The organism is Mongoliibacter ruber, assembly GCF_003003005.1.
In the GTDB taxonomy this organism is placed as follows: domain Bacteria; phylum Bacteroidota; class Bacteroidia; order Cytophagales; family Cyclobacteriaceae; genus Mongoliibacter; species Mongoliibacter ruber.
The window spans coordinates 1-24,725 of record NZ_PVTR01000022.1 but is presented as its reverse complement, the minus strand read 5'-3'; the positions used below and the strand labels follow the sequence as shown (position 1 = coordinate 24,725).

18 protein-coding genes are annotated in these 24,725 nt (G+C 36.4%); 9 read left to right on the top strand and 9 right to left on the bottom strand.

Annotated elements, in window-relative coordinates; translation table 11 throughout:
* Positions 1 to 46 precede the first annotated feature (46 nt).
* From CLW00_RS20570 to CLW00_RS20535, 8 genes are all read right to left on the bottom strand, one after another.
* Entirely contained in the window at positions 47 to 589 is a 543-nt protein-coding gene (locus CLW00_RS20570) for a phage tail protein (protein WP_106135601.1), read from the bottom strand.
* A 515-nt stretch (positions 590 to 1,104) separates the two neighbouring features.
* Positions 1,105 to 2,535, bottom strand: coding sequence for an alpha/beta hydrolase family protein (locus tag CLW00_RS20565; RefSeq protein WP_106135600.1), 1,431 nt, complete (start codon positions 2,533 to 2,535; stop codon positions 1,105 to 1,107).
* A 95-nt stretch (positions 2,536 to 2,630) separates the two neighbouring features.
* The gene (locus CLW00_RS20560) at positions 2,631 to 3,170 is read right to left on the bottom strand and encodes a helix-turn-helix transcriptional regulator (RefSeq protein ID WP_106135599.1); all 540 of its coding nucleotides are present in this window, start codon (positions 3,168 to 3,170) and stop codon (positions 2,631 to 2,633) included.
* 77 nt (positions 3,171 to 3,247) lie between these two features.
* The gene (locus CLW00_RS20555; protein WP_245917424.1) at positions 3,248 to 3,739 is read right to left on the bottom strand and encodes a CIA30 family protein; all 492 of its coding nucleotides are present in this window, start codon (positions 3,737 to 3,739) and stop codon (positions 3,248 to 3,250) included.
* Positions 3,740 to 4,073: 334 nt separating this feature from the next.
* Positions 4,074 to 4,496, bottom strand: a complete 423-nt coding sequence (locus CLW00_RS20550) for a serine hydrolase domain-containing protein (protein ID WP_211300240.1) — start codon at positions 4,494 to 4,496, stop codon at positions 4,074 to 4,076.
* Between the two features lie 203 nt (positions 4,497 to 4,699).
* Entirely contained in the window at positions 4,700 to 5,422 is a 723-nt protein-coding gene (locus CLW00_RS20545) for a DUF3291 domain-containing protein (RefSeq protein WP_106135597.1), read from the bottom strand.
* 245 nt (positions 5,423 to 5,667) lie between these two features.
* Positions 5,668 to 6,123: a hypothetical protein gene (locus CLW00_RS20540; protein ID WP_106135596.1), complete on the bottom strand. Its 456-nt coding sequence runs from the start codon at positions 6,121 to 6,123 to the stop codon at positions 5,668 to 5,670.
* Positions 6,124 to 6,157: 34 nt separating this feature from the next.
* Positions 6,158 to 6,652, bottom strand: a complete 495-nt coding sequence (locus CLW00_RS20535) for a VOC family protein (protein ID WP_106135595.1) — start codon at positions 6,650 to 6,652, stop codon at positions 6,158 to 6,160.
* A 244-nt stretch (positions 6,653 to 6,896) separates the two neighbouring features.
* On the opposite strand from CLW00_RS20535, the gene CLW00_RS20530 reads away from it, so the two are divergent.
* The 5 genes from CLW00_RS20530 (at position 6,897) to CLW00_RS20510 (ending at position 13,020) form a co-directional block, all read left to right on the top strand.
* Positions 6,897 to 8,096 carry an esterase gene (locus tag CLW00_RS20530; RefSeq protein WP_106135594.1) on the top strand — a complete coding sequence of 400 codons (1,200 nt, stop codon included), beginning with the start codon at positions 6,897 to 6,899 and terminating at the stop codon, positions 8,094 to 8,096.
* A 165-nt stretch (positions 8,097 to 8,261) separates the two neighbouring features.
* Positions 8,262 to 8,816, top strand: a complete 555-nt coding sequence (locus CLW00_RS20525) for a fasciclin domain-containing protein (protein WP_106135593.1) — start codon at positions 8,262 to 8,264, stop codon at positions 8,814 to 8,816.
* Positions 8,817 to 9,311: 495 nt separating this feature from the next.
* Positions 9,312 to 9,734 carry an energy transducer TonB gene (locus CLW00_RS20520; RefSeq protein WP_106135592.1) on the top strand — a complete coding sequence of 141 codons (423 nt, stop codon included), beginning with the start codon at positions 9,312 to 9,314 and terminating at the stop codon, positions 9,732 to 9,734.
* A gap of 206 nt (positions 9,735 to 9,940) precedes the next feature.
* On the top strand, positions 9,941 to 12,160 hold the full coding sequence (locus CLW00_RS20515; RefSeq protein ID WP_170073259.1) for a tetratricopeptide repeat protein: 2,220 nt from the start codon (positions 9,941 to 9,943) through the stop codon (positions 12,158 to 12,160).
* Positions 12,161 to 12,285: 125 nt separating this feature from the next.
* Positions 12,286 to 13,020: a LytR/AlgR family response regulator transcription factor gene (locus CLW00_RS20510; protein WP_106135590.1), complete on the top strand. Its 735-nt coding sequence runs from the start codon at positions 12,286 to 12,288 to the stop codon at positions 13,018 to 13,020.
* Positions 13,021 to 13,108: 88 nt separating this feature from the next.
* On the opposite strand, the gene CLW00_RS20505 is transcribed toward CLW00_RS20510, so the two are convergent.
* On the bottom strand, positions 13,109 to 13,870 hold the full coding sequence (locus CLW00_RS20505) for a LytR/AlgR family response regulator transcription factor (RefSeq protein WP_106135589.1): 762 nt from the start codon (positions 13,868 to 13,870) through the stop codon (positions 13,109 to 13,111).
* A gap of 172 nt (positions 13,871 to 14,042) precedes the next feature.
* Between CLW00_RS20505 and CLW00_RS20500 the strand changes: the two genes are divergently transcribed.
* The 4 genes from CLW00_RS20500 to CLW00_RS20485 all read left to right on the top strand — a co-directional run.
* Positions 14,043 to 16,343 (top strand): GAF domain-containing sensor histidine kinase, encoded by a 2,301-nt coding sequence (locus CLW00_RS20500; RefSeq protein WP_106135588.1) that lies wholly within the window; start codon positions 14,043 to 14,045, stop codon positions 16,341 to 16,343.
* A 353-nt stretch (positions 16,344 to 16,696) separates the two neighbouring features.
* Positions 16,697 to 18,991, top strand: a complete 2,295-nt coding sequence (locus tag CLW00_RS20495; RefSeq protein ID WP_106135587.1) for an Ig-like domain-containing protein — start codon at positions 16,697 to 16,699, stop codon at positions 18,989 to 18,991.
* Between the two features lie 15 nt (positions 18,992 to 19,006).
* A complete protein-coding gene (locus CLW00_RS20490) occupies positions 19,007 to 20,683 on the top strand; it encodes a histidine kinase N-terminal 7TM domain-containing protein (protein WP_106135586.1) in 1,677 nt (558 codons plus the stop codon).
* A 268-nt stretch (positions 20,684 to 20,951) separates the two neighbouring features.
* Positions 20,952 to 24,725 (top strand): Ig-like domain-containing protein (locus CLW00_RS20485; protein ID WP_146131469.1); only part of this gene is annotated, 3,774 nt, incomplete at its 3' end.

Here is a 24,725-nt window from a genome sequence, read left to right as displayed (position 1 = left end):
GGGAAAACATGTCCTTTGAAGCTTGTAGACTCCAAAGGACTGATGATCAATCTCTCATAGGGTAAACTCCCTGTAAGGCGATAATATAATTGATGCCTAAATAAGGGTTTCGGTTGTTGAATGGTTGGTTTCCGCCTTGATTGCTAATGGTATTTGGTGCCATGGCAGTATTAGGACTGTCGTTGTAGGAGCTGACATTAATAACAGGGCTTTGGCGGTTTTCCTGAAACTGAGAGGCAGCGGGCACATTTCCTTCGGGGTTGAAACTTGTTCCTGCTGAATTACTCACATTTAATGCATGATTGTGTGCAGGCATATTTTGAACTGTCAAAGACACTTGTTCCGTACCTCCATTTTCACCCAAAGTGATATTTGAAAGACCTGGCCCCTGCCCTTTGTGAATAGGCGCTCTTCCCCTCAAGTCTGGTAGGGCAAAGGTGGTTCTGCCATCACCGCCATAAGTTGTTCCTACAATGCTATATAAAGCCTGATTCTGAGAAATAGAAATGAGCTGACCGTCGCAAAAGGCCCAACCTCGGGGGGCAAAGGTTCCTGCAAACATCATGATTTGTCCAATTAGTGGTTCCATATGTGTTATTTAAGTTTAAATTAATATCTAAATAATGAAATATATGGTTAAATAATAAATACGTGTTTCCACGTATTTTTAACCAATGAGGGGTTAAATTTCAACGGTTTAATTTAGAAAAATTTATTCTTAAAATTCCACTGAATAAAAAATCCGAATACTTAGAAATATGATAAAAATTATATTTTTTTTACCTATATTAAGAATTTGTAATTCTTGCAATTCCTGAGAAAATAAGAAATGTAACGGGAAAAAAATAGTAGAAATAGCTGGCGTGAAATCAAATGAATAAAAAATTAGTTCAAACAACAAAAAGCCATATATGAAATTTTGTTGATTGAAAAATGGCTAGTATTAAAATTCAATTTGGAAAAATTGAATTCGGGGAATTTTACTTTTTTTAAATTTTTTAATTTTTTTTTTAAAACGACAAAAAAATTATCTATGCCCAAGGGAAGGGATATTTTTACATTTGATTTTCGACAAAAATAAAACTTGTTAGGATCGTATTTTTCCTAATTCTTTATTTCAATTTCTTGGTAAGCATTTAACAATTCTTCAAATCTACTTCTTTGTGAGTATAAATGCTGATTGAAGAAATCCAATACAATTTCATGGGTGATTTCATAAGACCTTAAAGGGGCAATTTTTCCAGCTTCATTGATTTTGGAAGAGTTGACAATCAACGGGATATCCATAAAGTTTGAGTGACCTGTATTTTTGATAACCAAGCTTTTAAAGTTTGATTTTTTGAGGTTTCTATAAGCAAATTTATTCAGGTCAAGATGGTCTTTGTCCCAATCTGAAGACAACAATAGGAGAGGTTTATCCATATTTGAATTGATCATTTCTCCCCATTGTACTCCGTCCAAATTTATACCAGCCTTTATCCTATTGTCGTCCTTTAGAGCCTGACCTATTGCCGAACCGCCCTGTGAATGACCGAAAACACCTATTTTCTCCAACTCCATATGACTGTTCAGAAAAGAGTTTTCCTCCCAAAGGAAAAGATGGTCAATAAGGTCGATGATGTCTTTACTCCAGCGCATTGAGATATCCGCTGCTATATAGTTTTCGATTAAGTTTTGCACTGCCATTAATTGCTCTGATTCATTTCTTGCACTATGATAAGACTGTGTGGCGTTCCAAGCCATTTCTCTCATTTTTGCATCGTTGGTGTTTTGGTCAAAAAGACGGTTATAAAGTTTGATGTCTCCATCAGGGAAAAGAGAGCCACTGCTTTCGTAAGTATGATTGATATTCAACACAATAAACCCATGGCTGACAATTTCTTCAATCAGCGCATAGTACCCATATGCTTCGGAGTTGGAGCCATGCGAAAATATCAAAACGGGAAACTTTCCGTCAGCAATAGGGGGTTTTTGACGGGTGTTCGTGTTGACATAGTCAAGGTAATTGGTGATTGAATTGGGAAGTCCATATTTGTTGCTAAATCCTAATCGATTGCCTTTATCCAGGTAAGATTCCATTTCCTCTTCTTGCGAATTAGAAGGATACCATACCTTCACCATGAAGGTTCTTTTTTCAGCCTTATCACCTGTAATGATTTCCAGGCGATTGCTGGTGACTTTCAGGTATTGAGCCCCTATTTGATAGGGACCTTTTGGTTTTGGTAATTTGAAAACAGGTAATAGTATAGGTAGTAACCATGCTGTAAATAGGAATATGAGGAAAAAGAAGGTGGTACCTAATTTCAAGAGTTTGCCTTGGATTCTGATCTTAAAAAACCAAATAATCAGAATCAAGAGAAGTAATAGGTAAGCGGGTAGCATTTGCCACCTCAGTCCTTCAGCAAAAAAGTGAAGTGAAAAGATACTGATGATAAAAGCTATTCCTGAAATTTCTTTACTTCGAAAGGTTACAACTAAGCGTAGCAAAGGAAAGCTGGTACAGGCGATGAGTAAGAACACTTCAAATAGTCTCATGATTTTTTGGTTTTGATCAAACTTAAGATCTGTTGGATCAAAACTATCAAAAAAGCTATGGACAAATGATGGACATGGTTTTAGTCATATGAAAATCAAATGGTTAAAAGAAAAATATTTAAGTCTTCTTTTAAGTCCAGTGCCATTTTTTTACGAAGCCTGTAACGCGCTTTATTTACACTTTCCGGGGTGATATTCATAATTCTGCTGATTTCTTTCGCTGTCAAATTCAACCGAATCAACGAACACACTTTTAATTCATGGGAAGTAATATTGGGGATAAGTTTATTCAAGGTATCATTGAAATGAGGATATGCCTTTTCAAACTCTGCATAGAATGCATTGACTTGATTGGTGTTAAAATCAGACCGGATCATTTGTTGGATTGAAATATCAAGGTTAGTTTCAAGCACTTGGTTCCGGGTTTCCAAATGTGAGATTTCCCTTTCAAAAGTTCTTTTTTCCAATTGCTCATATTGATTCTTTTTCCAAACGAATTTGTAGTGAATCCTCTTGAGCTGCCTTTTTCTAATGAAGTACGGGATTGCAATGTAGGCCACGATAAATAAGAGGAGGGAGGCAATGAATAGGACACTGAAAACAAACCAAGTATCAGTATTTACTCTAAAATCCATGAAATGTCTTTTATTTTTCGGTTACAACTATGCTTTTCGACTCTTTTAAAAGCAAATCTACCAATCAGGTTTCTTTTTTACTCTAGCTCGATCTTATCTAAAGTTAAGCTAAAACTCTCGGCTTTGCCATTCCCGATCAAAAACCGAACTTCTTGAATTTGACTGGCATTGAAATTAGGTAGGTTTAGCTTGTTTCCTCTGTAGGTAGGTTCCATTTTGTCAAGCGGGATTTCAATAGTTTGCCATTCACCGCTTGTTTTGAAGGTGTATATATAGGATGCCCCTTGATTCAGATCAGCTTTTATTCTAAACTGGTATTCCTTTCCATCTCCTTTTAATCGGATGATTGCCATTTTTTTGCCACTAATATCTTTGGAATTGAAACGATAATAGATAGATGCAAATCCTCCGTTGTTCTCCAGAGAAACATCTCCTGTAAATACAGCATGTCCTGATTCGTTAGAAGAGATTTTGCTCATTGATTTCCCTCCCATTACCACATCGTTTCCAACCTGCCAATCAGACCAATCTGAAGTTGAACTAAAATCAAAAATAAGTAAGCTGTTCATAATCAATAGGGTTAGAAGTAAATATTTCATGAATGTAGTCCTTTTGTTTAGTTCAACCTTTTGAACAACTGACTAACTTTCTTAGCTTTAAATAGTTTAGTTTAATGCTTAGGCAATAGTGGGGTGGATTTATTTTTTTAACTGCCTTCACCCAGAACTCCATTCATTTATTCAATTTTGTCAAACTGGAAAATATCATAGACAAGAAATGAGTAAAAGTTATTTTCTTCACTTTTTTGAAAAGCAATTCTTTTACCTTGATCCATTTCAATAAATTCCAACGCTCCTTTTTGGGCAAGAACTGAGTTAAAATAGCCATTTGGGTCTATCATTATTAATTTTCCATTTCCCAATTTAGGAGATAGGTATTGACATCCTCATCCAAATCAAGTTTTCCTTCTTGTGCCATTTTCAGCACTGAGAGGGCAGCAATTGGTTTACTGATAGATCCTGCCTGAAATAGAGTGTTTGGGCTGACTTCTACTTTCCTGTTTTCAAGAGTATTGGCAATGCCATAACCTTTTGCCCAATGGATTTTTCCATCCTTTATTACCGCTATGCTTAGGCCAGGCACCTTATAATGGTTCATCCTTTCTGCAATAGAATATTTTGTAGGTGATTCGCCATTAATTTGAGTAGCCGTAAAAAGACCCATTTCGATTTCTTCAATTTCTGCATCAAGTGAATTATCGATTTCACTACTACATGCGGTGAAAAAAAGAAAGGCTAGTAAAATTGGTGTGAGATAGGTTTTCATTAGATTTTAGATTTTTATGACCCATTAGGTAACTTCAAGCACCCCTCCAGGATATCTTTCAATTGATCTAAAGCTATCACTACTTTTTTAATAATTAAAAAAATCAATGAGAAATGTCTTAACCATTTCAATTCCAGAAGTATTTAGAACAGTCACTTTTCTCACAATTTGTCATTCACCCAATCCTAAGGTCAAATAATAAATCACACCATAAGGGGTCGAAGGGGATTTTCACCTTCCCAAGAACCTACGGTTTTGTAAGGAACAAAATTTGCGAAAAGCTCCTCGCTGTACCAACCTAGACTCCGTGTTTTTTGGATCACTTCGCTATGGAATTTTGAGCGGTACGCATAATTATGCATAGATTCCATATCTTCCCAAAGACTGAATGTGGCTTGCATGAGCCATGGATATTCCCCGATCCCAATGGAAAAAATCGATCCATCCCTTTCATCCATGTTTTTGCTGACCGAGGGGACGTAGCTCCAGAATTTTCTCAAAAAACGAAATTTGATTGTGGCCCGGGTGATAACTGCGATTGGACCGGACTGGTAAGGTTGAATGTTTTCGAAAGGTTTCTGTCCTGACCAAGTACCATGAACTTTACTTGTTTTCATGTAAATGGTCCAATATTCTGTAGCCCGTCTTTCGAAACCCAAGAAATGCGAGGACTCATCAAAGTAGATCTTAGCAGCTTCCTCTGATTCCCAAACTGCCAACAAGGTATATACATTCACATTTAGCATTTTGGAAAATCCATTTTTCCCTCCGCTTCCCATCAGTTTAAAGAATTTCAGGCCTTGAACCATTTTGAAGTCTTTTTTGGATTTTTGCATTTGCGCAAAAATCCAGAATGCCTGTATTCCCTCAAACCGAAAAAGGGTAAAAGTGATGACCTGTTGCGTTGATTTTGCGGATAAGTCCATTTGAAAAGTTGTTAACCAATTAGATGAAAAGAGATAAATTATTATCATCTAATTGATTAACTGAAAAACTCAGTTTAGGTTTTAGTATTCGGACATGCCATACATAATCTTAACTTTTTAGCATAAAGACTGACGAAATAATCACAACAAGTACAAGTTCTTTTAAATATTCAGAATCCTTTGCTCAGAACAATAAGAAACCAATCAAATAAAATAGGACTAGACCTCCAATATGACCGGCATATTTACATGATCAAAAACAAAAGGTCAGCTATTAATAGTACTTGAAGTACAAAAACCAAAGTGTTCAATGACCTTGCTTTTCGGAAAGAAATAAACAATGTGATTATTACAAACAAGGGGAGGATCAGGCCTGAGAAAATCCTCAAAGAGTGCATGCTTGTACTTTTTGAATCTGCCAATCCATACCCGTTTACTTCTTGGAATATCTGCGAAACACGGTATTGGATAGTTTGCTGCCCATCTAGAATTTCCTGTGCAAAACCTTCTGAGATGGTAAAGTCATGATTATCAGTGATCACTTTATATGAGAAATGTGAATTTCCGGCTGCATTAAAATATTGTTGGAGCTCTTTTTTGACTTCAAACTCACTTTTAACAAACTGAATACCAGGCAGCAGAAAATCAGTCAAGATCAATAAGGAAGCAATAGCAAATAAGCTATAAACGATATGGCGCATTAGTGAAAAGTTAAATTTCAGTAAAGTGAGGTGATTATCTATGTTGGTCCAGTAAAATCACATTTCCGTCAGGGTCAGTTATCATCACACTTGCAGGTCCTGATGTGGTTTCGTCGGCTTCGGTAATTAGCGCAATCCCATTTTGTTTCAATTGCCGCTGTATTTCCCGAATGTCATCAAAGTCATTTAGGTTATTGCCGTTTTCATCCCATCCAGGATTGAATGTTAAAATATTACCCTCAAACATCCCCTGAAATAAACCTATAAGTGAATTTTCATTTTTCATAATGAGGTAATTCTGTTCCATGCTTCCTGCGAAGACTTCGAATCCCAGTTTTTGGTAAAACTCCCTTGATGTTTCAAGATCTTTCACATTGAGGCTTAATGAAAAAGCTCCAAGTCTTAATTTTTCAATTTTGATCCTTTCGATGTCTGAAGAGATTTGCTTGATTGGCAAAAGTGAATTTGCATAGTACCCCATTGAAAAGGACATTAGGATTCCAGCGATAAGGGTTTGTATCTTTTTCATAATATTTCCAGTGCTTAAAACTACCTATTTGTGTAAACGAAAACCAATTTCTATAATAATTAAACAATATAGCCTCAACTCTTCCAGAACTTAATATTTCTCATTGTTAATTTATATGCAGAATGATTGTTTTTTCATTGCAAGTGCAAAATTCTATAGAATTTAAATCCAATTTTAGAGGACTTGTATGAATTTAACTTTCATTGTGTTATAATTACATATTGATAACCTAAACCCATCAACTATGAAAAAATCAATTTTACCTATTATACTTCTTCTCATCCTGACTTTTGGTTCAGGTGTTTTTGCCCAAGAAGCCTTATTTCGGTCACAACAAGTCGTTTCTCCGGAAATATCAAAGGGCAGTAAAGTAACATTTAGACTTTTGGCTCCAAATGCTGAGAAGGTTCAAATTACCGGTGATTTTCTTCCGACAGTAAAAGTTGATTCGCCTATGGGGCAGGTGGATGGTCCTGGAAAAGCTGATCTAAAAAAAGGAGAAAATGGATTGTGGGAATTTACAAGCGAGGCTCTTGACCCAGAATTGTACAGCTATTCCTTTATAATTGATGGTTTTACTACCATAGACCCCAACAATCCCTTTTTGATCAGAGATGTGGCTTCGGTCACCAATATATTCATTGTTGGAGGTGGACATGCTGATCTTTACAAAGTTCAAGATATTCCTCATGGAACTGTAGCGAGGACATGGTACGATTCTCCAGGATTGGAAATGAAAAGAAGAATAACCGTCTATACGCCTCCAGGATATGAAAAGTCAAATGAAAAGTATCCAGTATTATACTTGTTGCACGGTGCAGGAGGTGATGAAGAGGCTTGGATTTCATTGGGAAGAACTGCACAGATACTGGACAATCTAATTGCTGAAGGAAAGGCAAAACCAATGATTGTGGTCATGCCAAATGGTAATGTGATTCAGGATGCCGCACCCGGTGAAGGAAGCATGGGTTTTTATAAGCCCCAATTTATGATCCCCGGCACAATGAACGGTACTTATGAAGCCAATTTCAATGATGTGGTAAATTTCATCGAGAGTAACTACAAAGTGAAGGCAGAAAAATCTTCAAGAGCAATTGCAGGTCTTTCGATGGGTGGTTTTCATACCATTCATATCTCCAGGTACTACCCAAATACCTTTGATTATATAGGTGCATTTTCTGCGGCCATTATGCCTAGAGAGGATGCTACTGCTAAAGTATATAGCGATATAGAGGGTACATTGAAAAAACAAAAAGACAATGGATATCAATTGTATTGGATAGGAATTGGAAAGACAGATTTCCTGTATGATGCCAATCAGGAATTTAAAGAAATGCTGAATGCGATTGACATGCCTTATGAATATGTAGAAAGCGAAGGTGGTCATACTTGGAGAAACTGGAGAGTTTACTTAAGTGAGTTTTCTCAGCGCATTTTTAAATGAAAAGATAATTATACTTTAGAATTATTTTGTGGTATAAATAAAACGATTGTTAGTAAAAAAGCGCCATTTATTGGTAAAAAATAATTAAATATAAAAAAAGATATAAAAATTTATATCCTTATCATATTTTTATCGTTTGATCATCGAACCAACAATTTATTAGTTATGAAAAAATTACATTATTTGATGATCACAGCATTTGTTTTAGTAGGTGTAGCCTTGACCTCATGTGACAATGAAGATGAACAGCCACCACAAACAGAAGATCCTAATCCGGATTTTGTTGAGGCAGCTAATGAAGCCAACCTAACTACTCTTTTGGATGCGGTCGGTGCAGTTTCAGGGCTTTCCACTACACTTTTGGAATCGGAAGCCATCACTGTTTTTGCACCAAACAATGCAGCTTTTGAAAATGCGCTGGAAGCATATGAAGTAGATGACTTGGATGGATTGGTTGAAGAACTGGGTGGGGCAAACAATCTAGAAACCGTTTTGAATTTTCATGTTGTACCTGCAATAGCTTTTTCAGAAGACTTGGAAGAGGGAGATAATGTGTTTACTACTTTATCAGGTCAAGAGTTGACTGTTTTCAGGGCCGGTCAAACGGTGACGGTTGTAGATGCCAACGGGGAAACTGCCACAGTCATCAATGCCGATGTTGAGATTGAAAATGGAGTTGTACACGTCATTGACAGTGTATTACTGCCGGAATTAGAATAATTCTGACCATAGTTTAATTTAAACTATGCTACCTATCGAGAAACTTAATGAATTAAGTGTTTAAAAGAATTCGAGAATCATCCATAATGGATGCGGCAAGGCAAGTTATTTAGAGAAATTAAATCAATCTGCCTGTTTGCTTTGAGATTCAATGGCACAATTACTTTAATTCATTCTAGCTAAAAAAAGCTGCCAATTTTGGCAGCTTTTTTTGAATCCAGACAAATGAAAACAAAGGTGTTGATACTTTTTAATAGGTTTTGAAACACCATTTTATTTTGGGCAAAAGCTTGCCATTCAAATATTATGGCGACTATTGTATCCTTTTTGGGTTAAATCATCCCCTTTTTAGTAAGTCAAATCCTGAGAAAAAACATGTTAACAATTTTTCTCATTTCTTCACCAATCTTTGCTTGTTGCTCCCAATCACAAGTTATTGTAAGGAGATAGAAGGTAGATTCAATTAAATATTTTGACAACCAAAACAATTGAATCATGAAAACTTCGATAACATTGCTGGCATTGGTCTTGTTGACCGCTTTTTCAGGATTTTCGCAAGTAGAAAATCTAATATCAAAACTCAATTCCGAAATTTCAGGAGAGATAAAACTGAGAGAAATGGAATTACCTGCGTATGTAGGTGGGCAAGATGCAATGGCTAAGTTTATCAATACAGAAATCGAATACCCCAAACTTCCATTCAAGCTAGGTGTTGAAGGTACAGTATTGGTAAACTTCAGAATCTCCAAAACAGGGAAAATACTCAACCCCTACATCTCGGAAGGTGTACATCCTCATCTGGACGAAGAAGCATTGAGATTGGTCAAAAATATGCCTGACTGGATTCCCGCCAAACAGAACGGCGAACCTAGAGAAGTAGCCTACCAACTTCCAATTCGGTTCTCCTTGAGAAATTGATGGTTTTGCATAAGCTTTTCACATCACTAACTGTCTTTTGTTTCAAAAGACAGTTTTTTAGTGTTGAAAATGAAAAAATGGTATATAAATCCTGTTTTATGCTTTAGATATTGGGTAATCTTACCTATTTTTAGAAAAGAATAGATAAAAATGGTTTGCCATTCGGGGAGGTATTTTTTGAATTTCTAGAGATAACAAAAATGATTATGAACCACTCAATCAAAATATGCTTGTTATTGTTACTTGGAATTTTCAATTGTAGTCAGGCCTTTGGTCAGCGTAGTACCTGGGTAGAGGATTCCTTGTCTATCTATGAGAAAACTTTTTGGATACAAGTGAAGGCAAAGGAAGTAGATGAGGCAAAGGAAACTTTGACCTATATCGAAAATCAAGGTATTGAAGATCTGGATCCAAAGATTTTTGATTTTTACAAAAGAACCATCGATTCTGAAGAGGAAATACCCTATCCTCAACTTCTAGCTTCATTGCACAGTGGTCTCGGAGTCTTGGAATTTTACAGGGGAAACATCAATGGATCTAAGGAAGCATTCAAAAATGCCAAGGAGTTTTTTTCTAAAGCGGACATGACCAAGCAAGTGGCTGGAATGGTTATGAATATAGGTATAATGCTTGAAAAAGAAGGACATTATGATTCAGCTGTATTGAATTACCAAGAAGCGCTTCCGATTTTTGAAAAGTATGAGGATACTCCTTCACTTGCCAATGTCAAAGAAAATATTGGACTTGCTTATTTTAGGCAGTCACAATTGCAAACGGCTTTAGACTATTTTATGGAAACCGAATCATTATTGAACAGTTACCTGGATTCTCTTGAAAATCGGTGGATAGGTTTTTATATGAATAAATATATGGTTCTCAACGACATGAACCGGCATGAAGTGGGACTACAGGTGTTATTTAAGGCGCTAAGGATTGCAGAACACAATGAAAATCAATTGGTTATAGCCCAAATCAACATGAAATTGGCTGATGTTTATGATTTTAAAGGAGAAAAAGAAAAGCAGTATAAGGCATTGATGGCGAGTAGCGCGTATTTGAAAGACAGTAAAAATCTATCTACTGTGGCCTCTTTAGATTATTCGCTTTTACGGTATCATTTTGGGGCTGCGAATTTGGATTCAGCAATTTTTTATGCTGAAAAAAGCCTTGAATTTTACGAGCCAAATGGGTACATGAAAGAAGTCGGTAACATCTATGGGATGTTAGGCAATGTCGAATTCGAAAAAGAAAATTATAGGGAAGCGATTTTGTATTTTCAAAGAGCCTTAGAGAAGTTTACTGATCAGAACACAGTGCAATATGCCGGTTATCTATTCAATATAGGATATGCTTACAATAAGTTAGGAGATTATAGACCAGCCCTTGAATCTATCGAAAGGTCTCTTGCGATTAGAAAAGAACTCAAGCAGCTCACCGGGATTCAAGAATCCTATCAGGGATTGGCGGAGACCTATCAGGGTATGGGTGACTATAAGAATGCTTTTGATAATTTGACCCTATACCAGACTTACAGTGATTCTGTATTCAATGAAACCAAAAACAGACAACTCACTGAATTGGAAACGCAGTACGAAACGGAGAAAAAGGATCAAACTATCACCGCACTGGAAACAGAAAAAGAGCTCCAAAATCTTCGTTCTCAGAAACAAGAAGCACAAATTTACATGAGCATCAGTGGACTTGTGGTCCTGCTGGGTTTGTCAGGCTTATTTTTCAGTCAGGCAAAATCTCGAAAGAAATACAACAAGGAGCTGGAAATCAAAAATCTAGAAATTGCCAAACAGAATGCAGAAAGGGAACTTCTCCTCAAAGAAATTCATCACCGGGTAAAAAACAACCTGCAGATTATTTCAAGCCTTCTTAGTATGCAGACCAGAAGCTTGAAGGATGCAAAAATGATAGATGCCATGAAAGAAAGTCAGAGTAGGGTGAAAACCATGGCATTGATACACGAAAAGCTCTATCAATATGAAAACCTCTCTAAGATCAACATGCAAGAATACATGCAGCAATTGAGTGATTTTCTAACGCAAACATATAGGAGTGAAAAACAAATCGTAATAAACATTGCTGCGCAGGACATTAACTTGGACATGGATACTGCCATTCCTTTGGGATTGATTACAAATGAACTGCTTTCAAATTCTTTAAAATATGCCTTTGAGGATAGTGACTTTGGAGAAATCAACATCATTTTCTCGGAAAAAGAACCTGGCACCTATAAACTTCAAGTAAAAGATACAGGAAAAGGTCTTGATGCAAATCTTGACATAGACAATACCAAATCTCTGGGATTGAAACTTGTCAGGACTTTGACTAGACAGATCAATGGTCAACTTAAAATTATTTCACACCCTGGAGCCACCTTTGAAATTGACTTTAGGGAACAGGAAATAGCTGCTTGATATGTTGATCTTTTATTGCCAGCTATATAAAGTTTCAGCTTTGATTCAATTAATTTTAACTAATTGTATTACAAGTATTTATTGATAAAAAACTTTAAATTCCATCACCCTAAATTTTTATTATTTTGAGCAAACTGAAAATTTTAATTGTAGAAGATGAATTGGTCATTGCGGAAGACTTGAAAGAAATTTTGGAGGACTTAGGCTATGAAGTCTGTGGTATTGCCATCAGCAGTAGAGAAGCTTTGGCCTTGATTGAGGAAAAATCACCTGATTTGGCTTTATTGGATATTCAGATCAAAGGGGGGAAAGATGGCATTGAACTGGCAGCTGAAATAAATGAGCATTACCATCTGCCATTTATCATGTTAACTTCTCATGCTGACCTTCAGACGATTAACAGGGTCAAAGAAGTAAATCCTTATGGTTATCTGGTCAAACCATTCAATGAAAAAGAGATTTTGGCCGGAATTGAATTGAGCATGGCCAATTTTGCGAGGGAACAGTCAAGAAAGACCCAGCAGGATAATTCTGAAGACTTCGTACTTAAGGATAGTTTGTTTATCCGGACCAACGGTATGTTGGTCAAATTGAAGTTGGAGGACATCATTTATCTGGAAGCAGATGCCAATTACACCAAGGTGAATACCAAAGATAAGAAATTTGTGATTCGATCAACTTTGAAAGAACTGGAAAGTAAGCTTGACCCAAACCGATTTGTAAGGATACACAAGTCATTTTTGATCAATTTGGCTGAAATAGAAGGGATTCAAGCCGAGTCAGTGCATATTGTTGGTAAGGAAATCCCCATCAGTAGAAACCAATACAGTTGGCTATTGCACCAAATTAGAATGTTGTGAGTTTGAGGATGTTTAGCAGTTCAGATCATTTTGCAAAATTGATTGAAAGACCGAATAAAAATAACAGAGAGTCTGATTTTTGAGTATATCAGTGATACGAATCATTCAATTTTTGAATCATATTTTGAAGATCTGGGTAGTAATTTCTTCCCACAGGGAGTATTTCATCATTAATTTTCAGCTCTTTGGGTGAAATTGCTTCTATGTTATTGATGTTTACTATAAATGACTTGTGTACTCTTTTAAAATATTCTGTGGGCAAATTAGGCGCAATATCTTTGATAGGACTTCTTAGTGTAAATGTTTGATTATTGGTAATGATGTGGGAGTAAGTACCTTCGGTTTTGATGTACTGAATGTCTTTGATTTTAATTTTTCTCAACCAGCCTCTGTCTCTGATAAAAAATGTGTCTTCTACAGTTGGTTTATGAAACTCATTATTTTTGTCATGAATTTCAGAGTAAAATTTAGAGAAGACCAGATCAATAGTTGTAGTAAGTACTTCTTGACTGAATGGTTTGATAATAAATCCTTCAGGTTTAACTTCCTTTACTCTATTAATTATTTGAGAGTCAGTAAAAGAACTGATGAAGATGATAGGCAGGTGCGTGAACTCTCTGATTTTTTTTGCTAAATCTATACCGTCAAGATGTCCTTCTATTCTAATGTCCATTAAAATCATTTCGGCAGAAGTTTCAGTAATGTGATTCTTCAAATTCTGACCTGAATTCAAAACCTTGACTACAGAGTATCCATTGAGCTCTAAAAGCTCTTTGATAGTTTCTGACAATAGCTTATTATCCTCTATTATCAAAATACGCTTGTTCATACCTGATTTAATAATGTTCATTATCAGTTTAGTTGAGGCAAAAATAATAGATCATCTCTAAAGAACGTGTTTTTATTTCTATTTTTGACTTAACTTTTGAAAGACATCCAAAGGTTTTGTTGTATAATATACGATATAATTTATAGATTAGATCTTCAACAAATTTTATTATTCCATCAAAAAGTAAAATATTTTGCTGAAAAAACTCCAAAACGAAGACTATTCATTTGACTTGCTCACAGGGAAATTGTTGAAGTCTAGTAAAAGACTGGACTTTTCGTTTGGGGCAGGTGTTTCTAAAGTTTTTTTTGATTTACAAACATTCAAAAACTCATTATTTGATTTTGAAAAACGGCCATTAGGAACAAAATTCAAGTGTTCTTCTGATGAAAGAAGTTCTACGATTGACTGCCTTCTCTATTTGGATGGTGAATATCTCGAGGTACGGGTATGGTTCTGGACTGACCAAATACAACAACAGCTTAAGGGTTATTTGTTTTTGAAGGAAGATAAAAGGGAGCATAACATAAACTGGGAAACGCTCCTTTATAATCTTGAAAGCTTTCCTAATCCTTTTTTGATTCTTGATTTAAAGCTCGAGAATATTTTATTGGCCAATAGGAAACTTTTGGAATTGATTTCATTGCCATTTGAAGACTTCAGGCAAGGATTAAATTTGTCAGATTTCCTTGAAAACAAAGAGAAGATAGATGAATTGCTAAATTGGGTTCAAAGTGATGATGAAAATTTTACTAAAATATTAGGATTAAATATAGGAGATAAATCCCCTAATTTTTTTAGGGTTGAAATGGTTAAAGTCAAAATAGAGGAAAAGGAATATATTTCTACAAATCTCATTTTGGTTGAAGAGATCATCGATGTTCAAAAAAAACTGGAAAAAGCCAATGAACTTTTGATCAATCTTGTAGAGACACAGAAAAAGTTTTTAGTTTCTAATGATTTTGATGAGCCTTTTAAAGATTTATTGGAAATATTTATTCAGCAAACAGGTGCTGAAATGGGTTTTATCGGCAGGGTTAATACTGAGAGGAAGTTCAAATTGAAACTTGACGCAGTCACAGACTTTTCCAGGCAATCAAAGGCTTCAAGAGGACTTTTTAACTCATTCAAACAGAGAGGGTTTTTATTTGAACACCCTGATAATTTTATTGAAGATTGTATCTTGTCCCAAGAGTTGCTGATTATCAATGATTTTCCAACGGGGAGAAAAATTGAAACTGAAATCCAAGGACATCCTAAAATGAAGAATTTTTTAGGAATCCCTGTTTTAAAAGGAAGCGAAGTAATAGGATTGATCGGGCTTGCTAATAAGAAGGAAGATTTCAACTGTGAAGATGTAGCTGTTTTAAAACCTGTCATCTCATTTTACACTTCATTGATTCAGGTTATACAGGTAAAAGAAGGTGAAATTGCAGCCAGGAAAGAACTGGAAGATAAGGAATTTTTGTTGACTACTACTTTGGGTAAAACCAATGACCTGATATTTATTCTTACCGAGGATTTTGCTGTGGAGTATTTTTCTCCTGGTCTTAAAAAGATTTTTGGGGAGGATGCAGAGAACGAAATCATTGTTTTGGCAAAAAGGATATTTAGAAGTAAGTCAATCAAAGGAAAGTCTCAGATTAAAGTACTGGAAAATTATCATGTAAATGATCAAAATGTCTGGCTTGACCTAAGTCTTGATATCATAAGAGAAGAAAATGGTAATGCCATGCGCGTACTCGGAATAGCAAAGGATATTTCTGAGATCATCAATTATCAGAAAAAATTGGAGCAATCTTTACAAAAAGAAAAAGATTCCAGCGAATTCAAATCACAGTTTTTATCAATTGTTTCCCATGAATTCAAAACCCCTTTAACCATCATTAAATCAAGCCTAAATATCATGGATATTTATGTTAAATCAATTGTAGAACCAAGGGACATACAGCATAAGGTTTCGAACAAAATTGAGAAAATTGAGAAAGAAATAGACATGCTCAACAGACTTGTAAATGAAATTCTTCAAATTGAGCAGATTGATGCAGGGAAATTTTCATTAAAGAAGAAACGGTTCCACCTGAACAGTTTTGTTGAAAATGTGATTGATAAATTCAAATTGGGAAAGAATGTCAATTTCAAGAGCAGTGTAGGGGAAATATATGAGGTTTACTGGGATCCGATATTAATTGAATGTGTTTTAGAGAATTTGATCGAAAATGCAGTTAAATATGGAGGAGGTAAGCCATTTAACCTGAGTTTGGATATTGAGAATAATACAGTGCATATCAAGGTTCAGGATTTTGGTATAGGTATACATGAAAATGATATCGATCATATTTTCAAACCATTCTACAGATCAGCATTGGTGGGAAATATTAAGGGAACCGGTTTCGGTCTTGTGGCTGTGGAGAAGTTTGTCTTTCAGCATGGAGGAAAAATAAAAGTTGAGTCTAAGAAAGGTAAAGGGACTACTTTTACTGTTATAATTTAATACTAATTATAGGTATAATATATTTTTTACCATAAATAGATTGATAAAAAAATGTTTTTTTGACCTATTAGAATTATTTATCGATACATGTAGGTTTAAATGTTATTAAAAGCCCGGTAATTGTTATGAACATGCGTTTTAGTGTAAGTGAAAAGTAAACTAACGTAAATTAAATGTTTTATAATGGGTATTAATTGGTTTTCAAATTGCTATATATGTATTTCATATTTATAAAATTTGGGCTGATCCATTGCATTTGATTGATCACAGATACTTAGGGTATATTGTGTTCAGACGTGAAAGCCATACATCCATATCATTATTTATTGAAGAGGATTCAACATGAATTCCTGATGCTTTTGGCTATAATGATAGCCTTGCCTTTTTCATATTCATATGGAAATGCAGAAAGGGTTTATGCCGATCAAATTACACATACGAGTCCAAATAACAGGGTTGCCTGTTTGTTATGTGGAAATACAGCTACTGTTATATCACCTGATAATGCCCTAAATCCTGCTGCTGAATATGCAAGGCTCCGTTCCAGTCCGGGGCTGTTACTTGGCTTGGGTTCTTATGAAGGCAGAATTGAACTGGCATTTCCATCCATTCGCCCTGCTAATTCTTCTGTTTATGTAAGGATAAACCAAGCTGATGGCTTACTTGATTTTCTATTGGGTGGAAGTTTAGGTAGTAGCTTAGCTAATTTGGTAGGTTCTCTTTTGTTAGGAAATCAATCTATAGCGGTAGAAGCCAGACATGGTGCCTCCATAGTTCACACCTGGAATAGCACTGATGGAATGGCTAGCCAAAGGACAAAAGTCGTGGTTGATAAAGAGGGTAATCATTATTTGATGGTCACTCCTCCAGCCTCTTTTGACAGGGTTCGAATTTTCAATAAAACGGGTGCATTATTGGGAATTGGATCTGAGGTGACCTTAGATGTTTACCACGCTTTCCACTTTTCAGATACCAGTTGTCTATTGCCTGAATTCACATCTTTTGATGGTACAAGTGGGCTCAACCTTGAACTCATACCTACAAATCAAAACCTGGGGAATGCCATTGATAATGACATTTCTACATATTCGGAATATAGTTCAGGGTTGATAGGAGTGGGTTTGACCTCATCTCTTACCCAATATATTTACTTTTCAGGTACATCCATGCCTTCTAATGATGTCAATCTGGCTTTTAGTTTCATCAATACCTTGGTTAATGTTGGGCTTTTGCAAACCGCTTTGGAGAATGTTACCATTGAGGCATTTCTTGGAGGGGAATCGGTCCACCAAGAAACGCTTGATTCTCATCGTTTAGTGAGTCTTTTAGGTTTAGTTGAATTGGACCTTTTGACATTGTTAGGAGATTATGGTTTTATTGAAATTCCTTTAACTATTGATAGCCCATTTGACAGGATTGCAATTTCTTATGGCTCTTTTGTGGAAATCAATGCGATAGGGGGTTTTAGGCTTCATGAAGTTTCAGTGTCACCGTCAGCACCCATTTCAACTGATGATTTTGAGATGTACAAGGAAGTTTGTGCAGGACAATCTGCCTCCTTTATGACACCAAGTGAAGCCGGTTTGGTCTTCGATTGGTATGATAGTCCATTCGATGGCAATCTTTTAATGTCTTCATTATCAGGTGAGGAAGTTGATTTTGAAAATATTGAAAGTGACTTGGAATTTTTTGTAAGTGCCAGAATGGAAGGGTGTAGTCATTCATCCGTAAGAGGCTTGGTAAAAATTCAGGCCAATGATGTTCCTACAAATGAAGAACTTGATATTACTCCTGAAGGAGCAATTACCATAGATGAATGGGGCAATTTCGTCTATTTGGAGGGACAGGGAATCGTAAGGATAGTTCCAAACTACCTTCAAGATATCCCGGGGGATTTTAATTGGTATTGGGATGAGAGTTTATTGATTCCGATGGAAAGCTCTTATGTAGATGGCGACGGAGTTGAATACAGTATTTCTGATGATGGAACGCTAGAAATCCATAATCCTATTTATAAGGATGGAGATGATAAATACAAATTCTTTTTGGAGTATATCACTCCCCAAGGTTGTTATATAAGTGAAGAGGTTTCTTTCCAGAATCTATCAATTATACTGCCGCTAGAGCCGGTATTCAATCTTGAAGTGGGTATCAAGAATGATTTTTTGGTAAATGTAAAGTGGGAGTCTGATGTTGAAAATGGAGCATTTGTTGTCGAACGGGCTGATAGTAATTTGAACTTTGAGGAAATTGGATTGCTCAAAGTTGAGGAACATGACGGCCAATTCGAATTAGAAGACGATTCTTTTCGTCAAGGAAACAACTACTACAGGGTTAAATACCTATCTGATGGAATTAATATTTCTGAAACGGAATTAGTGAAAATTTTCATTGACCTAAAGCATGAAGCTCTGCACAGAATTTACCCAAATCCATTCATAAATAACATCACTGTTTCCGTGATCGGTGACCAGAATTCTCATGATAGGTTTGTTATTTCCGATATGACGGGGAAGGTATTTCTGGAAGGTGAAATAAAAGAGAAAAGTATATCTATAGATGATTTACAATGGATGCCAAGTGGTTTATATCTCTTTAAAATGTTTTCACACAGGTCGGTTGAAAGCACATTGATCATTAAAAAATAAAACAACAAGAAGTAGATGTCATATAACCCTTACAGTGTTCTATTAGCCTTGATTCCCTTACTGATGAACTTGGGGTTGCTTCTTTATATCATGTCAAAATTCCCCAAAGACAAAAGAACCAACCTCTTTTTATTGTTCCTGATAGCACAAGTTTTTTGGCAACTTGAGGAGGTTTTACTAAGAACCATCAACTCCTCGGATCTCAAATATTTGATTGATGGATTCTTGAGTATAGGGTGGATTTTTCTTGGAGCATTGCTACTTCATTTTTGTCTTTACCTTGTTGAGTCTCCATTAAAAGGAAATAGTAAATTCATTTGGATTAATTATGGGGTTACTCTACTTTTTTACTTGTCATATATAAATTACCCGATGCCTGTTGCTTTTACAGAACACGAATTTTTCGGCTTTATACCTTCAGTAAGGCAAGGTTCGCCGGACGTATACAAAAGATTATGGATTTCAGGACAGGTGTTTTTTGCGCTGTTCTTAATGGCAAAATTTATTATTTCGAATAGCGGAAAAAAGAAGCAGAATTTAAAAGTTGAACAAGTAAAATGGGTTTTGCTTGGCTGTTCTATCCCGGCATTGGTTGGTTTCTTTACCCAACTTGTGGTTCCTGTCCTGGGTTACAATGAAATAGCTTTGACTTCCACTTCCATGATTGCAGTGAGTGTATTTTCTTTTATTGGTATGAAAAGGGCTAATCTCTTCAATTACTTCGAGAATATTTCGATCAATAAGATTATCAAGGAAATGAACAACATCATGATATTTTTTGATAGGGATCTTAATGTGAAGTTTAGCAATACCTACGCTGAAAAAATCTTTTCTATGAAGGCAAATAATACTAACAACCTTAAGGCTCTTTTGGATGAAGATTCTCTAAATGAATTGCGGGTGGCAATTCTAAGCGGTGATGAATTCAGTAGTTTCAATCACTTAAATTTCAGGGGTATTTCAAGGCAGGAAATTTCGGTGAATTTGTCTATTCATAAAGTCCCAATTTCAAGTGAAGAAGACCATTTCATATTAATTGGCAATGATGTAAGTGACACACAGGAGTACAAACAAAAGTTGGAGACATTCACCAAGTACTTCAAATATTTTCTTGATGCCTCAAATGATGCTTTTTTTGAGTTAAACCCAAGTAGCGGAGAAATCCTTTGGAACGGAACGGAAAAAAAGATTTTTGGTAAGAATAAATCGAATATTCTTTATTCCATTAAAAACCTTGAAGATTACTTTAACTGTTCTCAACTTTGTCCTGAATTCAGGTTTTTTCTTGATTGGGTTTTCTCATTGAATACCGAAGCAAAATCATTTCACCTTAACGTAAGAAGATGTGATGGTGAATCACTCTACCTAAGTCTAAATGCATTAAAAATCAGAAATGATAAAAACAATACATATAAAGTGATTGGTACAGTGAGGGATGTCACCTCTGAGTACAAGTACTTCAAAGAAATATCACAGAGAGACAATGCGTTAAGAGAAATAGCTTGGATCCAATCTCATAGGGTAAGGGCACCACTGGCCAACATAATTGGCTTAGTTTGGGCGCTTAAGTCTGATGATGAATTATCAGAACAGTCAAGGACAGACTTTTTTGAAGCCTTGGAAAAATCAGCTATTGAATTGGATAAGGTAATCAAAGATGTGGTTCAAAAAACAGGCGATATTAAAAATTGAGTTGTAAATATAGGACATTGGATTTGGTAAATCCTAGTAGCAAATTTTTAAGCGTGAATGGAAGCAGCTTATATGAATATTTTTGATTGGATACTGAGTTTCTGAAGAATTTTTTTATTATTAACTTCTGCGTTATATCATATAAAGTTTAAATATGGATTTAAAATTTTGAATAACATAAATATGTTGTTAGATAACATATACTTTTTATACCCCTGATTAATTTTTCTTTTGTTGCTACTTTTAAATCATATGTAACAAGTTTTATATGAGAGATTTTCTACCCACTTTAAAAATTTTTGTACTTCTCCTAGCTTTTGTGTTTTCATACAATGAGAAGTCATTTGCCCAATCTAAAATTCTCGCCAATGAGATAACCTTTGAACAGAGCTTTTCCTCAGGAGGAACTGTTCCTGAAAATGCCCTAAACGATACCCCTGGAAGTTTTGCAAGGTCAGTATCTAATCCTGGCTTGCTAATAGGTGTTGGAGCAGTTACAGGTGTTTTGGAATTACAATTTCCGGAAACAAGACCTGCAGGTTCTGTCTCTTACATCCAAATCGATGGTGATGAAAATCTATTCAATGCTTTGATAGGAGGATCATTGGGAGATGCACTTGCCGATGTTTTGGGTGCTATTATATTGGGCAACCAAGTAATTACAATAGAAGCAAGAAATAATACAACTACAGTTCTTTCAAGAAATAGCAATCAGGGTTTTTCTACGGATGCTGCCAGGTTAGTTCAGGACAAAGATGGTAATTTCTACTTGGCAGTCAGGCCTGATCAATCCTATAATAGGCTTAGAATAACTAATGCTGCCACATCGCTGGTAGGCCTCTTTACAGGATATACTTTAGATGTTTACAATGCCTTTTTCTTAGATGAAGAAGATACATGTGGTAGTCCGCTTTTCACATCATTTGACGGTTCTGGAGTGAATCTGGATTTACTGGATATTGGCAATTCAGGTGTAAACGATTTGGGAAATGCTATTGATGGTGATTTTGAAACATTTTCGACCATCAGTCCCGGAGTACTAAGTTTAGGAGGCTCTCTCAGTCAATTTTTTGATTTTGGAAGTTTATCCAGAGAAAATGATGAGGTTCAAGTTACTTTAAGTGGTACTCCATCTCTCCTTGATTTAGATCTTTTGGGAAATATCAGGTTTCGAGCCTATAATGGGACAAATGTGATTTTTGACCAAAATTTAAGTGCCTTAAACACTGAAATACTCGGCCTAATACAACTTGATCTTTTAGGACTTCTCGCTGATGGAAACACCGTCACTATTCCTATTCAACCAGGGGCTAGTTTTGATAGGTTTGAAATAGAAGTTACAGCTGTCTTAAGCGTTGGGCTCAATGAATCATTAAGGGTTCATGAGGTAGTTCAGACACCAGGTAGACCGAATTATGAAAATCCAGAGGATGCAAGTTTACTGGTTTGTGCCACGGATGAAGTTACCTTAAATGTACTTAGCCAATCAGGAGAAACTGTCAATTGGTATGCTCAGCCGATTGGTGGAACGGTGCTTGAAAGTGGAAATACTTTTGAAATTGGAAATGTATCTCAGCGATCTGTTTATTATGCAGGGATTTCAAGAGAAGGCTGTCCGATAGAATCTGCAAGAGTTCCAGTCACTGTAGATGTTGACAACAATCCAAAAATCGGAATCAATGGTGCACAGGTATTTAACCTGGCTATAGGGGAGTCAATTCAACTTCCTGAATCTGTAGCTTTTAACGAAGATGGAACTGAGGTTGGCACGGATATTACTGCACTAAATGGAGCACCATTGCAAGGTGAAGGCATGGCTGGCCCATTCAATAGCGCTGGCGTTTTTGTATACAGGGTATCAGCGGTAGGGGATAATTGTACCAACTTTTTGGATATCGTGGTGAATGTGCAGGATTTTGAAGATTGTCCATTGGTCTATTCACCAGAATTCGCAAATGATGGAACTGAATTTACCACAAGTAGTTTACTGGGTATCCAATTGGGGTCTGTTACAAACCCTGAAAATGCCGTTGATGGCGATTTGTCTACCTTCTCACTACTTCAAGAAACAGTGGGGACCACTTTGCTCGGTCTGACCGGTGAGACAGCTCAATTTTTGAAATGGAACATCCAACAGGCAGCTGGAAATACTGTTACTGTAAAACTTGGAAGGGAGTACGCTGGAATAGCCCAAGCTGCTGCAGGGATTTATATACAGGCATTTGACAATGGTGAGGCTGTTGGAAATAGAACATTTGCAGATGTGAATTTGGTGTCAGTGTTGAATGGCATCAACGAGTTTAACTTCACTTTTGTACCTACAGATTTTTCGGGTCAACCTGTCTCCTTTGATGCTGTGAAGGTATCATTGGTACCTATACTCAATGTCGATCAAAGAGTACGCGTGTATGGGGCCTACACAAATATAGCAACAGTTGATGCTCCGGTTTGCGAGCCTTTTGTTCGTGAATTACAAACGGGCTTTGTTTCATTGATTGGGGCGCTTGATGTAGCATCTGCATTGACAGGAGTATTTAATCCTGAAAGAGCTGTTGATGGAGATCTCGAAACTTTTGCTTCAATAAACAATGCAGTTGGCGTCAACAACTACAGTAAATTAGAAGTTGCATATAATTACCCCATTCTGGTAGGAGACAGTCTAAAAATTACTATTGGTATACCAACAGGGCTTTTAGATTTGTCCTTACTTGAAGGTTTGATCATCCAGAGATTTATAGGTAATGAAGCAATAGGAGCACCTATAGATGTAAACTCTTCTTTGCTAAACTTAAGATTGTTGACAGAAAATTCAACTGGTGAACTTTCTTTTGTTTCAGATGTGCCTTTTGACAGAATCCAAATTTTATATGGTGGTCTTGCCAGTGTTTTGGAAGAAGTCAGGATTTTTGAAATTGAGGCCATACCAAATGTCAGCATAGAAGGTGAGTTTTTTGATGAAGAAGATGGTGTTTGGAAGTTGGAGATCTGTGAAGGCGATCCTATTGATTTTGATGAAGAGGAATGTGGAGAAGTAAGACTGTTTTCTGAAGCTGAAGGAGGTGATGAAATTGATCCTTCCAGTATCTCAGAATTGGAAAGAGGGGAAATACTCAATGTTTATATCCAAGTGAATAGGTTTGGATGTGAACTGGATTCTCAAAGAAGGTTACTTGAAATTTCCATCACTGGTTCTGCTCCTCCTACAGGAGAGGCAGAACAAATTTTCTGTGAGACTGATAGTCCTACTATTGCAGACTTGATTGCAGAAGGCGAAGAAATTCAATGGTATGATGTTGAACAAGGCGGAACTCCTCTAGAAACTGACACTCCTTTAGTAGATGGTGAAACTTATTTCGCAAGCCAAACTGAAGAAGGAGAATGCGAAAGTATTGAACGTTTTGCAGTGTTGGTAGTAATTTCCAGTACTCCAGCACCAACAGCTTCTGCGTTGCTTCAGGAGTTCTGTTTTTCTGATAATGCTTCTCTGGCTCAAATTGCCATAGAAGGGGAAAACATTCAATGGTATTCCAGTGAAACAGACCAAACACCACTTCCATTAAATACGCTTTTGGAAGATGGAGTTACATATTTTGCAACGCAAACAGATGCAGATTCTGGGTGTGAAAGTCTTGAAAGGCTAGGGATAACAATCAATTTGATTGATTGTGAACCTGATTTTGCAAAACTGGAAATCACCAAAGTTCCAGGATCAGCTACAGTTGTTGCAGGGACAGAACTGACTTATACAATCACAGTGGCCAATACAGGAACAGCAGCAGCCACAGAAGTAACAGTAGCGGATGCACTTCCGGAATTCACAGAGTTTGTATCGGCAGACAATGGCGGTACACTTGAAGGAGGAACGGTAAACTGGAACCTGGGAACACTTGATGCAGGTGAGAATATTACCCTGAACCTTGTCTTGTCAGTGCCATCAGATGTTGAGGCAGGCACAATGATCCGAAACATAGCGGTAGTCGACAGTCCTGACGATCCTGATGGACCGATAGACAACGACCCTGATCCAGATGACGATGTGGAA

Excerpts from the sequence above, each read along its gene's own strand:
- CLW00_RS20570 (WP_106135601.1), bottom strand. The coding sequence starts at position 589 with ATGGAACCACTAATTGGACAAATCATGATGTTTGCAGGAACCTTTGCC.
- CLW00_RS20565 (WP_106135600.1), bottom strand. The coding sequence starts at position 2,535 with ATGAGACTATTTGAAGTGTTCTTACTCATCGCCTGTACCAGCTTTCCT.
- CLW00_RS20560 (WP_106135599.1), bottom strand. The coding sequence starts at position 3,170 with ATGGATTTTAGAGTAAATACTGATACTTGGTTTGTTTTCAGTGTCCTA.
- CLW00_RS20555 (WP_245917424.1), bottom strand. The coding sequence starts at position 3,739 with ATGAACAGCTTACTTATTTTTGATTTTAGTTCAACTTCAGATTGGTCT.
- CLW00_RS20550 (WP_211300240.1), bottom strand. The coding sequence starts at position 4,496 with ATGAAAACCTATCTCACACCAATTTTACTAGCCTTTCTTTTTTTCACC.
- CLW00_RS20545 (WP_106135597.1), bottom strand. The coding sequence starts at position 5,422 with ATGGACTTATCCGCAAAATCAACGCAACAGGTCATCACTTTTACCCTT.
- CLW00_RS20540 (WP_106135596.1), bottom strand. The coding sequence starts at position 6,123 with ATGCGCCATATCGTTTATAGCTTATTTGCTATTGCTTCCTTATTGATC.
- CLW00_RS20535 (WP_106135595.1), bottom strand. The coding sequence starts at position 6,652 with ATGAAAAAGATACAAACCCTTATCGCTGGAATCCTAATGTCCTTTTCA.
- CLW00_RS20530 (WP_106135594.1), top strand. The coding sequence starts at position 6,897 with ATGAAAAAATCAATTTTACCTATTATACTTCTTCTCATCCTGACTTTT.
- CLW00_RS20525 (WP_106135593.1), top strand. The coding sequence starts at position 8,262 with ATGAAAAAATTACATTATTTGATGATCACAGCATTTGTTTTAGTAGGT.
- CLW00_RS20520 (WP_106135592.1), top strand. The coding sequence starts at position 9,312 with ATGAAAACTTCGATAACATTGCTGGCATTGGTCTTGTTGACCGCTTTT.
- CLW00_RS20515 (WP_170073259.1), top strand. The coding sequence starts at position 9,941 with ATGAACCACTCAATCAAAATATGCTTGTTATTGTTACTTGGAATTTTC.
- CLW00_RS20505 (WP_106135589.1), bottom strand. The coding sequence starts at position 13,870 with ATGAACATTATTAAATCAGGTATGAACAAGCGTATTTTGATAATAGAG.
- CLW00_RS20495 (WP_106135587.1), top strand. The coding sequence starts at position 16,697 with ATGCTTTTGGCTATAATGATAGCCTTGCCTTTTTCATATTCATATGGA.
- CLW00_RS20490 (WP_106135586.1), top strand. The coding sequence starts at position 19,007 with ATGTCATATAACCCTTACAGTGTTCTATTAGCCTTGATTCCCTTACTG.